13 protein-coding genes and 1 pseudogene are annotated in these 13,334 nt (G+C 50.3%); 3 read left to right on the top strand and 11 right to left on the bottom strand.

Going from position 1 to position 13,334, the window contains the following annotated elements; genetic code table 11:
* Positions 1-6: 6 nt before the first annotated feature.
* Complete coding sequence (locus tag N5910_RS04200) at positions 7-888, bottom strand: hypothetical protein (protein ID WP_261599834.1); 882 nt, start codon at positions 886-888, stop codon at positions 7-9.
* A gap of 94 nt (positions 889-982) precedes the next feature.
* Between N5910_RS04200 and N5910_RS04195 the strand changes: the two genes are divergently transcribed.
* Positions 983-1,372: a hypothetical protein gene (locus N5910_RS04195; protein ID WP_074358864.1), complete on the top strand. Its 390-nt coding sequence runs from the start codon at positions 983-985 to the stop codon at positions 1,370-1,372.
* Between the two features lie 61 nt (positions 1,373-1,433).
* On the opposite strand, the gene N5910_RS04190 is transcribed toward N5910_RS04195, so the two are convergent.
* The 3 genes from N5910_RS04190 to N5910_RS04180 are packed head-to-tail and all read right to left on the bottom strand — an operon-like array spanning position 1,434 to position 3,980.
* The gene (locus N5910_RS04190) at positions 1,434-2,330 is read right to left on the bottom strand and encodes a DUF2101 family protein (protein ID WP_261599833.1); all 897 of its coding nucleotides are present in this window, start codon (positions 2,328-2,330) and stop codon (positions 1,434-1,436) included.
* A gap of 9 nt (positions 2,331-2,339) precedes the next feature.
* Positions 2,340-2,771, bottom strand: coding sequence for a class III signal peptide-containing protein (locus N5910_RS04185; RefSeq protein WP_261599832.1), 432 nt, complete (start codon positions 2,769-2,771; stop codon positions 2,340-2,342).
* Positions 2,772-2,831: 60 nt separating this feature from the next.
* Complete coding sequence (locus N5910_RS04180) at positions 2,832-3,980, bottom strand: A24 family peptidase C-terminal domain-containing protein (protein ID WP_191216512.1); 1,149 nt, start codon at positions 3,978-3,980, stop codon at positions 2,832-2,834.
* A 62-nt stretch (positions 3,981-4,042) separates the two neighbouring features.
* On the opposite strand from N5910_RS04180, the pseudogene N5910_RS04170 reads away from it, so the two are divergent.
* A pseudogene (locus N5910_RS04170) lies at positions 4,043-5,172 on the top strand (STT3 domain-containing protein).
* Between the two features lie 31 nt (positions 5,173-5,203).
* A complete protein-coding gene (locus N5910_RS04165; protein ID WP_261599829.1) occupies positions 5,204-6,187 on the top strand; it encodes a dolichyl-diphosphooligosaccharide--protein glycosyltransferase subunit STT3 in 984 nt (327 codons plus the stop codon).
* Between the two features lie 77 nt (positions 6,188-6,264).
* Here the strand turns inward: N5910_RS04165 and pyrG are convergent, their stop codons facing one another.
* From pyrG to N5910_RS04130, 7 genes are all read right to left on the bottom strand, one after another.
* Positions 6,265-7,866 (bottom strand): glutamine hydrolyzing CTP synthase, encoded by a 1,602-nt coding sequence (gene pyrG, locus N5910_RS04160; RefSeq protein WP_315901947.1) that lies wholly within the window; start codon positions 7,864-7,866, stop codon positions 6,265-6,267.
* A 101-nt stretch (positions 7,867-7,967) separates the two neighbouring features.
* On the bottom strand, positions 7,968-9,149 hold the full coding sequence (locus N5910_RS04155; RefSeq protein WP_261599828.1) for a cofactor-independent phosphoglycerate mutase: 1,182 nt from the start codon (positions 9,147-9,149) through the stop codon (positions 7,968-7,970).
* 47 nt (positions 9,150-9,196) lie between these two features.
* Positions 9,197-10,210, bottom strand: a complete 1,014-nt coding sequence (locus N5910_RS04150) for a homoserine dehydrogenase (RefSeq protein ID WP_074358859.1) — start codon at positions 10,208-10,210, stop codon at positions 9,197-9,199.
* A gap of 4 nt (positions 10,211-10,214) precedes the next feature.
* Positions 10,215-10,697 (bottom strand): ACT domain-containing protein, encoded by a 483-nt coding sequence (locus tag N5910_RS04145; protein ID WP_074358858.1) that lies wholly within the window; start codon positions 10,695-10,697, stop codon positions 10,215-10,217.
* A gap of 9 nt (positions 10,698-10,706) precedes the next feature.
* A complete protein-coding gene (gene gatC, locus N5910_RS04140; RefSeq protein WP_074358857.1) occupies positions 10,707-10,922 on the bottom strand; it encodes an Asp-tRNA(Asn) amidotransferase subunit GatC in 216 nt (71 codons plus the stop codon).
* Between the two features lie 245 nt (positions 10,923-11,167).
* Positions 11,168-12,586, bottom strand: coding sequence for an asparagine synthetase B (locus N5910_RS04135; protein ID WP_261599878.1), 1,419 nt, complete (start codon positions 12,584-12,586; stop codon positions 11,168-11,170).
* Positions 12,587-12,603: 17 nt separating this feature from the next.
* Positions 12,604-12,996: a pyridoxamine 5'-phosphate oxidase family protein gene (locus tag N5910_RS04130; protein WP_074358855.1), complete on the bottom strand. Its 393-nt coding sequence runs from the start codon at positions 12,994-12,996 to the stop codon at positions 12,604-12,606.
* Positions 12,997-13,334 lie beyond the last annotated feature (338 nt).

Here is a 13,334-nt window from a genome sequence, read left to right as displayed (position 1 = left end):
GATAAATCACCTTATCCACAGGTAAAGTATGAATTTAGCCGGTCTGAGTCTAACATTATCCAGAGTTATCTGCCCCGGAGGTGTGCCCTTTGGAGCTGCAAGTATGTAAACATCCATGGAGGCGCCGGGGTTACTCTGGGTCCTCACGCTGAGTATGTTATCCCTGAAGATGGTGTCATTGTAGAGGTAGGTTTCATTTATCTGCCGCTTTATCTCGGTTACATGCTGATTTATATCGTTTGGTGGCACCACACGGTTGTTGTTAACATCAACAAAGGCAGAATTATATCCCCTGTTAATCACGAGGACCCAGTAGTCATAGATTCGTAGGTAAGCCTCATTGGTCGGGAAATTGGTGGTGTAGGTTCTTGGCTGTCCCGCGTCCCTTATAAGGCCCTCTATTGAACCCACACGCTCCACCTTACTTGTGAGGACATAGCGTTCAACCCTCACGATGTCACTTGCGCTTGTGTTCAGCGTGCCGAGGGTCCTGATTGTAAGTCCCTCTGCTGTTGTTATGTTGATGTAATAGCCGTACCTGGGCCCTATAAGTTCACCCATATTCGTGGTATTTATACCCGCCACCTTTGAGGGTGAGAGGTAGTTCTTCTGTGGAAGACCTTTAACTGGGTCATGCCTTGCAAGGCCGACTGTCTGCGGGTTCCCTCTCTTTTCCCAGTCGAATGGTACCCCTGAAGTCTCAACAAGGGCGTCTGCAACATCTGAGGCGTGGCGATCCAGTGAGCTCTGGTATATGGTACTCTGGGTGAGGTACATTATGTTGTCCATATCCGCAGCCAGCATACCGAGGAGGATCGTCAGTGGTATGAGTGCAAGTAGAATGTCAAGTGAAAATGCAAATCCCCGTCTATCAGACAGCATATCCATATAATTTATCCCCTTCTCCTTATCTGTGTTCATTTATGAGATGAAACATTATATATATCTGTTGATCTATAATATTTTCTGGAGATGATCTGTTATGGATTTAAGGGGCCAGGTATCTGCAGAGTTCCTGCTTATCGCTTCATTCATACTCATAATAGTACTTGTTTTCTCCTCAATAGCAGGTCCCCAGTCACAGGAAAACAGTATTGCTGCCTCTGCAAAGGAGGGGGCTTCAAGTGCTGTTGCGGAGATCACTTACTCCAACGTGTCCATGAAGCCTGTGAAGGTTATGGGTGTGAGGATCACAGGGGACAGGAATAAGACGGTGACCATAAACCTTGACAGTCCTCTGCCCCAGAATTACAGGGCCACGGTCATTAACCGGACGGTTGAATACATCCTCAACCTTGGAGGATGTGTGAGGGTTAATGACACGACGGTTAAACTTGGAGATAAAACCTACACAGTAACCCTCAGCCCATAAAAAACTAAAAACCTATTCCTGAAACCGTACCTCTAACCCTCAGCATATAAAAAATAGAAGCTTATTCTTCAACACCTATGATCCTTATGGGCCTGTTACCCCTCATACTCATGATCGAGCCATCAACCGCAAGCTTCACGGTATCATGGACCCTGACATCGAAGCCATTGTTCTCAACTATGTAGACATCGGGCTTCACATTGCTCCTTATATCATAGTCAACCCTGACATAGGATGTGTTCTCACCTGCATCAATAACCTCACCGAAGGTGTAATCACGCACATACCTTATTCTGAATATGAGGAACACCGCTGCAGCTGCAAGCACAGCGAATATGAATATCGTGAGGGAGGGGAAGAACAGGAAGGGAAACGCCATTGTCAGGAATGGGTTTCCTGATACTATGATGATAACAAGGCCAACAGCCATGTACATGAAGAAGAAGTCCCTGTAGGCCTCAAAGTCAGCCGGGTACATGACCCTTATCTGCCTGTAGAGGATGTATACAACAAGGGCAACAAGTATGAGTGCCACCGGCACGAATATGATGATGGATATGAAGTTGAAGACGTATACGATGGATGCTATGATGAAGAGTGAAGCCGCAATCTGAAGTTTAAGGACAGCGTTCTCCTTTTCAGAGGGGTCAAAGCCCTGGGACTTTATGATTATGGGCGCATCATCCCTGGGGATATCGATGTTATGGTTACGGGCCTCTTCAAGGATCTCCTGGATCTCCTCATCCTGCCCGGTATTTATCTCCCTGGCAAGGCCCCTTGTCCTCTCATGGACCCTCTCCATGATACCATTCATATCAACCCCTGATACGCCCTCCCTTATGATGGAGGGCAGCTGCCTTATCACTCCCGGGAGTTCGATTATCCAGAATATGACCGTTCCTATAATATTGAAAAGTGTTATCACTGCCTTACCCAGCCTTGAAAAAAAACCCATCATGATCTCTCCCTATTTCCTTGTAATGTTGATTACAGATACCGTGCTTGAGTTAAGAGGCCAGTAAACCACAGCCGTGTACCATCCCCTGGTGAGCTGGGTTGCACTGGCTGTTATATTGTACTGTGTGCTGGCTGTTATATTTGACCTCGTTCCGTTGGTGTAGGTTACCGTGAATATTACACGGCTGTTACCTGCAAGCAGTGTGCCGTCTACCGGTATGTAGAAACTCACGGTCCTCTTGGCACCTGGTCCATTGGAGTAGACTATATCCGCGGCATCGGCAAGGGTCTGGACGGCTATCTTTGCATCAGAGGCCCTTGAAACATCCGTACTCGCCTCTATGGAGCTGCCTATGAGGGGTATCGTCACGCCTCCAAGTACAAGTGTGACGACAAGTATCAGCAGGAGGTATTCAAGGGAAACCTGTCCCCCATTATCCATCAAGATCACCTGTACATATCTCTAATAGATTCTATGTTCAGCACAACATATAAGATTTGGCTAGAATATCACATCAAGGACCCTTGAGAGTAGCATTGCAAGGTCCCCCACCAGGAGTGAGATCATGAGTCCGATGAATATTGCAGGGGCAAATGGCATACCCCTCCTTACACGGAACTCATCCCTTATCTTACCCTCAGATACCAGCCCCCTGAGGGTCTCAATCTCCTCCTCCCGGAGACCCGCAGCCATTGCAGATACCACAGGTTCACCACGGTATGTAAGAGAGGATACATCACCTGTCCTTGCGGCTGTCCTGAACCTGTCAAGGAAGGATGCGTCATCAAAGTAGTAGTCATCCCCCCTCCTGTAGAGTGAGTGTGCGAGTATCATGCCCTCACGGAGTTCACTCACCTTCACCGTGTCCTGGAGGGCCTCCCTTGCAACAGATGTCAGGAGCTTCCTGATGAGCTGGATGATGGTGATGGACACCCAGAGTATAACAACACCGCTCACCGTAAGCTCAAAGTTCCTGTAGAGGGAGTACACGAGGACAGCTGAGACAACAATGGCCTTTAAGCGTGGCGGAAGCTTTGATATGGCCATTGTGAGGAGGTAGATCACCAAGAGTGTCAGTATTATGATCTGGAATGGCAGGAAATCTATTACAATGAATGAGAGTGTTACTGCAGATGTTATGACCAGGGACAGTAGCATGTTGGCCCGGTACTGCTTCAGCGGCTCCATGAATTCATCCATCAGTTCCCTGCGGGATGTGTAGATTATGAAGAACACGAATATGAGTAGGAAGGGTAGGAGGGAGAGTATGCTGTTTATGATAACCGTGAGAGGAAAAGGGTAGAGGGCTGTTACAGGGAAGTTTATTCCCATGAACTTGTAGTCTATGATGTGTGGCTGGAAGGGGAGGAGAGCTGTTACCGCCGTGAAGAGCTTGACATCACCACCGGCCCATGCCCCCATCCTCCAGAGGATGTAGCCCAGTGCAAATATTCCTGCAGTGAAGATTGCCGTGTAAATGAATAACCATGGATCCTCAAGTAGATAGGCCTTCAAAGCATTTATACCAAGACCCGCCCCTATAACAGGAAAGGTGATCCTGTTGGGGATAATACCCTTCTTCAGGTCACTGTAGGATGCGTAAAGACAGACCAGAACTGCTATTAAAACCGTTAAGATATCTATAATCATGATAATCACTCCATATGCTTATATACTAGGAATACTCTCGGGCTGTCCATATTTATAATTTTATGATAAAAGTAGGATGTAAACATACATGGCAGATGATAAAGTTGACCAGAGGATCCCTGATAGTAATATTCATCCTCCTTACTACCGGCTTTGCGGTAAGGGCAGGTACCGATAACAGCAGCCTGCATAGTGAAAGGCACCATGAACCCCTCATGTATGATATGGACTCATACTATAACCTCAGGCTCGCCATGAACCTCCTGGATCATGGCGAACTCTCTGATGGTGATGGATGGGACCGGCACTCATACTATCCTCCAGGGGTCCCCCTTGACTATCCACCCCTCCTCGCCTTCATCACCATCATCCTTCATCTACTAACATCCCGGTTTTTAAGCCTGAGTGAACTGGCCTTCTGGCTCCCTGCGGTGGTCTCCCCCCTGCAGGGGTTGCGGTGTTCCTCTTTGCAGGGAGCCTTGACTGTGATGATCTCTCATCCGGCCTTGCAGGGCTCCTTGCAGTCACAGCACCCTTCTATTTCATGAGGACCGTCCCTGGATTTTATGATACCGACATATTCAATGTCCTCTTCCCTCTCATGGTGGTCCACTCACTCTACCTTTCAGTGCGGAGGGATGACTGGAGGTGGAGTACCGTCTCTGCCATGCTCATCACCCTCTACTCGACTGCATGGAACGGCTGGCAGATACTCTATTACGTGCTCCTGGTTTCCTGCGGGATATTCATACTCAGGTACAGGGACAGGAACATCCTCCTCTTCCTCTTAATTACCACGGCCCTCATTGAACTCACGGATCCCGGGAGGATACCTTCACTCATACGGGGGATCCCCCTTATGGCCTCCGGTGCTGCAGGGCAGCTGTTTCCTGAAATCCTGAATACAGGGTCATCCACAATGACAGGTGCATTTCCCAGTCCCTATGCGAACATAACAGAGCTTCAGCCTCCAGGATTTGCTGAAATCATAACAGGTACAGGTCCTGGCCTTCTGATTGCGGGGATAATGGGTTTAGAGCCCCTGAGGAGGCTCAGGGGTGATGATGGGTTCCTGTTCATGACTGTGATGATCTGGCTTGTTGCGGGTCTGGTGTGCCTCAGCGGGGGTTTGCGTTTCATTGAAGTCCTCATAGCCCCCCCTCTCTGTAACATCCGCCCTTTTCTTCAGTGAAATAAGAACCCGCCTCGCCCGCAGGAAAAACATGGACCCACCCTTCAGGAGTCTTCTTTCAGCCTCAATCATAGTCATGCTTGTCCTACCCTCACCCCTAATCGCCCTTGACAGTTACGGCAGCCTCCACCCCAGGGTTGATGACTGTATGATGGATGCTGCAGTTTACATCAGGGAGAACACAGCGGAGGATACAGTTGTGGTCTGTAACTGGGTCCATGGACACTTCTTCGCATGGATGGCTGATCGGCCCGTTAACTTCGATGGAAGGCTCGGCTATATTGAAACGTTGCCAGTGCGGAACCATGGTTATCCCCTTGATCCCAGGGTCCCAGGTGTATGGAGGGAATACTGGCAGGACAGGGCACTTGCAACATCGGACCCTGTCCTTGCAGATGGCATCCTCAGCATGCTGGCATCATCTGGTGATGAATGCTACCTTGAAGTATATGATGCCACAGGAGACCCCGCAGGGTCTGTCAGGATAATTGAAGAGCTCATCAGAATGGATGAAGACCAGCGAATGACCTACCTTGAGTCCCTGGGGATCAGTGCTTCGGCAGCGGATTCCATTGCAGCTTTAATGGAGAGGAGATCCGGGTATGTCCTTGTAACCTCTGACAGCCTCATCGATAAGGGTTACTGGATACTCTACTATGGAAGCTGGAACTTCACGGGGCCCACGGTGAAGCCATTCTACTCCGAAGGTGAGATCATCTCCAGAAACCCCCTTATAAGCAGTGATGGTGTCACCTTTAACGGCACCGTCCTCTTTAAGGGGATGAAACCCTGCAGGGTCTTCACCGTCAAGGAAGGATGGGTTGATGTGGTTACCGTTGACCCCTCATCGGGCTTCAATGTATATATCCTGAAGGACAGGAACCGGACCGTTACTGTTCCTGTTAAATATGAGGACTCTCTCTTCGTCAGACTCGTCCTCATGGGTGATGGTGCCGGTAGGTTCAGGGCTGTTATGAGGAGCGGTGACGTGACCCTCTGGGAACCCATAGAATAAATAGAACTGTAAACTGCAGGAAAGTATGATAAAGGGCACTGACCCTTAAAAATAAATGTCCCTCTATCTACATTAAATTACTTTTTATTCTCCATGGCTGCCCTGAGGAATGAAACGAATAGTGGATGTGCCCTGTTTGGTCTTGACTTGAATTCGGGGTGGAACTGGCATCCCAGGAACCATGGGTGGTCTTTGAGTTCAATTATCTCCACGAGGAAGTCATCAGGTGATGTGCCTGAGATTACAAGTCCTTTCTCTTCAAGTTCATCCCTGAATTCGTTGTTGAGTTCAAATCTGTGTCTGTGTCTTTCACTTACAAGTTCGGTGCCGTATGCCTCATTGGCAAGGGTGCCGTCCCTGATCCTGCATTTGTAGGAGCCTAGTCTCATTGTACCCCCCATGTTCTTGATCCTCTTCTGCTCCTCCATCATGTCAATAACCGGGTAGTGTGTGTCTGCATCGAACTCTGTACTGTTGGCACCCTCCATGCCATGTAGCCTTGCGAATTCTATGACCATGCACTGCATTCCGAGGCAGATGCCGAATATCGGCACTTCCCTTTCAATTGCAAATCTGACAGCGTCAAGCTTGCCGCTTATACCCCTCTCACCGAAGCCCCCCGGGATGAGGATGGAGTCAAGGCCGGCGAGTTCATCCTCACTGACGGCGTCATCGGCACTTATCCATTCTATATGGACCTTTACGCCCAGCTGGGCTGCGGCGTGCTTGAGGGCCTCCCTTATACTGATGTATGAGTCCTCAAGTTCAACGTATTTCCCGACTATGCCCACACTGACCTCTGGCTTCTCTATCTTCAGTGACTCAACGATCCTTGCCCAGCCCTCAAGGTCGGGTTCCCCCTCAACATCCAGTTCTATCCTCCTCACAATGTAGTCACCCACATTCTCCCTGTCAAGGACCAGGGGGACCTCATAGATTGATGATGCATCGGGTGCGTTTATAACGGCCTCCTCCTCAACGTCACAGAAGTGGGCTATTTTTCGTTTGAGGGATGAGTCTATGGGCATCTCGCTCCTGCAGATGATCATGTCAGGGTTTATACCCGTGCTCCTGAGTTCCTTTGTGCTGTGCTGTGTTGGTTTGGTCTTGAATTCACCCGCGGCCCGGAGGTAGGGTACATAGGTTACATGGACGAACATAACGTTCTCATGGCCCTCCTCGTTCCTGAGCTGCCTCAGGGCTTCTAGGAAGGGCTGGCCCTCAATGTCACCCACCGTGCCCCCCACCTCAACCAGGACCACGTCCGCACCGCTCCTCTCGGCGATCTTCCTTATCATGGCCTTGATCTCATCCGTTATGTGGGGTATTATCTGGACGCATGAGCCCAGGTAGTCGCCGGATCTCTCCTTTTTGATGACCGAAAGGTAGACCTTCCCTGTGGTTATGTTGGCATCCCCTGGGAGGTCTGAGTCAAGGAACCTTTCATAGTGTCCCAGGTCGAGGTCGGTCTCCATACCGTCATCGGTTACAAAGACCTCACCGTGCTGGTAGGGGTTCAGTGTCCCCGAGTCAAAGTTGAGGTAGGGATCTATCTTTATTGCGGTCACCGATAATCCATAGGACCTGAGTATCCTTCCTATTGAAGCCGCTGTGATTCCCTTTCCAATTGAACTTACAACTCCTCCTGTTACTATAATGTATTTAGCCAGATGAACCAACTCCTCCGATGATAATTAATGGATAGATTATGTCTCTCATTCTATTAAAAAATTGCAATAGGGACTCCCTGCGGGTCCATCACCTTTGATTGAACTTACCCTCAGGGGTTCATGAGGATGTCTATGAGCCTGTGGCCCTCCATGAGACCCAGGGACCCCTTAGATGCTTCTTTTTCATCGTATGATGTGACATGATCCCCCTTCACTCCCTCGCCATGGATGAGGTAGGGTACAGGGTCATGTACATGTGTCCTTACCTCCACAGGGGTGGGGTGGTCCGGGAGCACGGCTATCCTGTGTTCATACTCGGTTATCCTGTCAAGGACCGGCCCCAGCACCAGTCTGTCAATGTTCTCTATGGCCCTTATCTTCTCCTCAAGGTCCCCTGCATGGCCTGCCTCGTCGGGTGCCTCAACGTGGATGTAGAGGAAGTCGTATTCCTCAAGGGCATCTGCAGCGTACCTTCCCTTGGCCCGGTAGTCTGTATCGATGTAGCCTGTGGCACCGGGCACCTCAATGTTATCCAGTCCCGCGTATATGCCAAGGCCCTTTATGAGGTCAACAGCCGTGATGGTGGCCCCCCTTAACCCGTACCTCTCCGTTAATGGCTCCATTGAGGGCCTTGGTCCCTGGCCCCAGAGCCAGATCATGGTGGCCCTCCTCTTACCCTCTGATTTCCGTTTAAGGTTCACCTCATGGGATTCCAGGATCTTTCTTGATGATGTCATGAGTTCCCTTATGTGGAGGGCCTCCTCTGATCCTTGAGGGAGGTGTTCATCAACGGCCTCCCCGACGATGTCATGGGGTGGATAGGTCCTTACATCCCTGTACCCCCTTCCGGGTATTACGAAGAGGTTCCTGTAGCTTACACCGGGGTAGAACCTTCCAGGGGTTTCAAGGTGCTGGTTGAGGGCCTCGATGAGCCTTGTGGCGTCTGATGTTTCTATGTGGCCTGCATTGAAGTCATTTATAACCCCATCAGCGTTTATGAGGTTGCAGCGGAATGCCACGTCCTCATCAGAGAGCTCAACACCTATACTTGCAGCTTCAAGGGGCCCCCTCCCTGTGTAGTATCTTTCAGGGTCGTATCCCATTATGCTCAGGTTCGCAACGTCTGAACCTGCCTCCATATCATCAGGGACCGTTTTAAGGAGTCCGCAGGACCCTCCTGCTGCAAGTAAGTCCATGTTCGGTTTATCAGCCACCTGGAGTGGTGTTCTGCCGTCAAGTTCATCCAGCGGGTAATCTGCCATTCCATCTCCAACGAGAATAACATGCTTCATCGGTATCACTGCCATTACAGAAAACGAATAATATACTATGGGCCCTTTCAGAGCCCCCTGTTTCTCCATATGCTCACAGCGTCTGTCAGCATTGCAGAGGCCGTCTCAAGGGATCCTGCCCCCCTGCCAACCGCGGTGACCTCACCTGCAAGGTCTGTCCTGAGGGTTGCCATGTTGAGTGTCCCGTCAACCGCGTAGGGTGAACCCGTCCTCACGAGCCTGGGTCCCACCTCCAGTTTCTCACCTGATACCTCTGCAATGAGCTTTATCATGTAGCCGTCCTGGGCTGCCAGTTCAATCGCCTCTGGTGTTATGCCTGTTATCCCCTCAACCCTGACATCCCTGAGGGTGCATGGCCTTCCAAGTATTGCGTTGGCAAGTATAACAGCTTTACAGGCAGCATCAGTGCCTTCAACGTCCTGAGCAGGGTTTGTCTCTGCTATTCCAAGCTCCTGGGCCTCGAGGAGGGCCTGTTCATAGGATGAACCCTCTGACGCCATCCTTGAGAGGATGAAGTTGGTTGTGCCGTTAAGTATGCCTATTATGGACTCAACGGTGCATGATGAGAGGGTGTCCCTTGCAAGGTTTATGATGGGCATCGCACCCCCTACAGAGGCCTCGAATCTGAGTTCAACACCCTTCTCGGCGGCCGCCTCCATCAGTTCAGAGTAGAAGAGGGCCAGGTGCCCCTTGTTTGATGTTATAACATGCTTCTCCTCATTCATGGCCTCTAATAGGAGGGATCTTCCTGGTTCACCATCGGTTATGCTGGTGGGTGTTGCCTCAACAAGGCAGTCGTATTCTGCCTCATGGAGGAGTTCAAGGCCCGTCATGCCCTCAACCGCCGATGGGTGGTCCGCTATTCTGCCGGTGGCCTTCTTCTGTTCAAGGATTTCCCCTGCATCAAGGCCCCCCGGACTGTAGAGGGCGCCTGATGAGTCCGCTACACCCGTGAATCTGATTTCAAGGCCGTACTTCTCCATGAGGTGCTTTCTTTTAAGCTGGACGGCGCGGAGGAAACCCTGACCGACTGCTCCAACCCCCACTAGACACACATCCATATTATCACACCTCACCTATAACCAGGAGTTTCCTCTCCCTGGCTATGCCCTGTATCCTTTCAAGTACCGTGTCCCTTGACCCGTGGTCTGCCTCAACGGTTATCCTTGCAGCTGATCCACCCTTCTCTGATATCTTCAGTGATAGGTCGGATACCGTGGCGCCTTCCAGGCTGTTTATGGAGTTAACTGTCTCCTGAAGGTCGCCCTCACCCAGGTCGCCTATGAGGATGGTTGTGAACTTCTCCTTGAGGGGGACTCCATCCATCTCTATTATATTCACGCCCCTCTCCCTGAGTTTGCTGACTGCAAGGTCAAGGGTCTCCTTATCACCCTCCACCGTGAGCTGCACAGGGACCACCGGACCGTATTCACGGTCCCTCTCATGTATAACCGTGACTATATTCGCACCTGAACTTCCCAGGGGCTCCAGGACCGATACGAGCTGCCCTGGAACGTCCCGAAGTTCAATTACAAGGTTCAAACGCATCAGAAACACCTACTGGGTCCATTCACCCCTCTCAACCACTATGTTACCGTCCTCATCAACAGGGGCGTTTCTGAGGATCTTCTCGGGGTTGAATTTTTCAACCCTGTCCTCCTTTGTCCTGTTAAGGTTATCCACGATGTAGTATGTCTCTTCAAGTTCAGGCACGCCTTCAAGGGCCTTTGAAAATTCTTCAAGTATCTTCTCAGCCTCTTTCTCTATCTTCATTGCCAACGCCTCTAAAACTCCATGATAGGTTATCTCCTGATAAACATCAGATATCCCATAAAGGTTATCATGACTGGATCATTATGAACCTTATATCTGCAACAAGAAATATAAAATATGGGGTTATGCTCAGGTCATCCTGTGGTGGGGAGAGCGATATGGAAGATGGGTCTTCCAGCATCAGAATGACCATCTTCCATAAAAAATGACTCTAAATCGTAGAAAAAGAATATTCCCTGCACCCCCTACCGGTTGCTTTCGCGAGTCCCCATGAGTTTCTCCATGAAGGATTCATGGTCGAATTCCGGCAGGACCTTCCTCCTGAGTATCCTGTCTATCCCTGAACCATACTGGGCCGCCTTCTTAGGTCTCATGGCTATGTACTCAGGAACCCCCAGTTCAAGGGCCGCTTCCCTGAGTATCCTCTTTCTCAGCTCATCCCCAGGGCCCAGTATCCTGTAACTGATGGGTATGCTCACCGCAAGTCCTATAACCTCCAGGTCAAGGAAGGGCACCCTGAGCTCCATGGAGTTTGCCATTGCAGCCGCATCATCCCTCTCAAGGTTCACATGGTATATGTTTTCAAGGTCATGGATGAGGGCCTCCTCCAGTTTCCCCTCCTCAAGGAGGCGCCTGTAGCGGTGGTAACCTGCAAAGAGTTCATCTGCCCCCTGACCAGAGAACATGACCCTGTAGCCCTCAGAGGACGCCCTCCCTGATGCAATGTAGAGGGGCATGGCAACCCCTATCTTCATGACACTGTACTCCTCGATGGCTGTAAGGACACCCGGGAGGGCCTCCCTGATCGTCTCCTCGTCTACTTCAATTATCTCAAGGTCCAGCTTGAGGTCATCTGCAGCCCTTGAGGCGAATTCAAGGTCCCCTGCCCCCCTGGTGCCCACCGCGTAGAGCCTGATGTCCAGGTGTTCCTTGAGGAGGACGGCGAGCATTGTGCTGTCAACGCCCCCGGAGAATACCATGGCTGCCCTGTCAAGTCCCCGGGTCCTCTTCTCAACCGCGGATCTTAGCCTTGCTATGAGTTCATCCCTGAGCTCATCATATCCTGCCCTGAGGGGTTCTGGTTCAGGTAACCCCCTAAGCCTGACTTCCCTGCCATTTATGAGTGCGTGCCCTGGTTTAAGTGTCCCCACATCCCCCAGGCCTATCCTCCAGAGGGCCTTCTTCTCGGAGGCAAAGGCCTCTCCTGAATGGTGGAGTGGCTTAACACCCACAGGGTCGCGTACCAGTGCAAGGTTTTCACCGTCATAGTAGGCGAAGGCGTAGTCCCCGTCTATGGTGTTAACCGTGGATCTGAGGACCTCCTCCATGTCGCCCTCCTGTTCCTCGATGAGTTTCAGGAGCACCTCTGCATCGGATCCTTCACCATGGAGTTCCCTGTGGTTGTAGATTTCCCCGTTGAAGACCAGGACCCCCCTTCCAGTTACCGGCTGGGGTCCGCCGATTATTGAGAGGAGGTTGTGGCCCAGGGCAACGTCCCCTGTGACCGGCGCTTCCAACACCTCCTCCCCTGCAGGGGTGGTTATCCTTACCCTGCCGTCATGGTAGATGCCTGATGCGTCGGGTCCCCTGTGTTTCTGGGCTGCCAGCATCTTCTCCACGAGTTTCTCTGCTCCGGGGCCCCTGTAACCTGCGATTCCGCACATTCTCTTCACTGCTGAGTTTAAGCTACCTTTTCACCGGCTTCGGGTCCTGGTTTCACTGAGTATATCTCCTCCACCTTCATGAGGATGGCTGATTTTGGTTCCAGTTCTGTCATTACGTTCTGGGCCCATTCAACAACCATGTCGAAGTATTTCCCTGATTTGAATATTTCAACGGTTCCCTTGAACTGGTAGGGGCATTCCCTGGCATTTTGGGGTATCAGTGCTATTCTGGGGTTTTCATGGAGGTTCCTGATGGTCTTCTTCATGTAGTTATCTGCGATGAGGATTGTCCTGTCATCGAGGGGCCTTGCGAATCCTATTGGCACAACGTTGGGTGTGCCCTCCTCATCTGCAGTTGCAACAAAAACAAGTTCTTTTTCCACTGCATCCATCATCTCCTGAGTCATCATGGTATTCACCGTTTATGGGTATCTTGAAATGGATAGATAAACCTTAACCCCATGTTAATCGACCATTTTATGTAATCAGAAGTTCCTGTAATTGGAGGGTTTAAATCAATTAAAAATGCCAATTAAATGTTGTGATGGATTTGAATGTATTTATAAGGCATTATAGGGCCTTAAAATTACTTTAAATCCGCTGGTGTGGTTCATGCCAGTTTATCGGTGTTTTGATTCCTTCTTATACCCTGCAGAATTGATCCCTATCCTCGAAATAGGATCTGGAGAAGCTTATATAATCTTTAATGACATGGATAGAGCCTTTATGGTTAAAATAAAATCTGATA

This window comes from Methanothermobacter wolfeii (assembly GCF_025397995.1).
Lineage (GTDB): Archaea > Methanobacteriota > Methanobacteria > Methanobacteriales > Methanothermobacteraceae > Methanothermobacter > Methanothermobacter wolfei.
Note: the sequence above shows the minus strand (reverse complement) of the source record. Positions and strands in the feature narration are given on the sequence as shown.

What these genes read in the sequence shown, in the direction of transcription:
- N5910_RS04200 (WP_261599834.1), bottom strand. Translation starts at nt 888, where the DNA reads ATGGATATGCTGTCTGATAGACGGGGATTTGCATTTTCACTTGACATT.
- N5910_RS04195 (WP_074358864.1), top strand. Translation starts at nt 983, where the DNA reads ATGGATTTAAGGGGCCAGGTATCTGCAGAGTTCCTGCTTATCGCTTCA.
- N5910_RS04190 (WP_261599833.1), bottom strand. Translation starts at nt 2,330, where the DNA reads ATGATGGGTTTTTTTTCAAGGCTGGGTAAGGCAGTGATAACACTTTTC.
- N5910_RS04185 (WP_261599832.1), bottom strand. Translation starts at nt 2,771, where the DNA reads ATGGATAATGGGGGACAGGTTTCCCTTGAATACCTCCTGCTGATACTT.
- N5910_RS04180 (WP_191216512.1), bottom strand. Translation starts at nt 3,980, where the DNA reads ATGATTATAGATATCTTAACGGTTTTAATAGCAGTTCTGGTCTGTCTT.
- N5910_RS04165 (WP_261599829.1), top strand. Translation starts at nt 5,204, where the DNA reads ATGGACCCACCCTTCAGGAGTCTTCTTTCAGCCTCAATCATAGTCATG.
- N5910_RS04155 (WP_261599828.1), bottom strand. Translation starts at nt 9,149, where the DNA reads ATGAAGCATGTTATTCTCGTTGGAGATGGAATGGCAGATTACCCGCTG.
- N5910_RS04150 (WP_074358859.1), bottom strand. Translation starts at nt 10,210, where the DNA reads ATGGATGTGTGTCTAGTGGGGGTTGGAGCAGTCGGTCAGGGTTTCCTC.
- N5910_RS04145 (WP_074358858.1), bottom strand. Translation starts at nt 10,697, where the DNA reads ATGCGTTTGAACCTTGTAATTGAACTTCGGGACGTTCCAGGGCAGCTC.
- gatC (WP_074358857.1), bottom strand. Translation starts at nt 10,922, where the DNA reads ATGAAGATAGAGAAAGAGGCTGAGAAGATACTTGAAGAATTTTCAAAG.
- N5910_RS04135 (WP_261599878.1), bottom strand. Translation starts at nt 12,586, where the DNA reads ATGTGCGGAATCGCAGGTTACAGGGGCCCCGGAGCAGAGAAACTCGTG.
- N5910_RS04130 (WP_074358855.1), bottom strand. Translation starts at nt 12,996, where the DNA reads ATGATGACTCAGGAGATGATGGATGCAGTGGAAAAAGAACTTGTTTTT.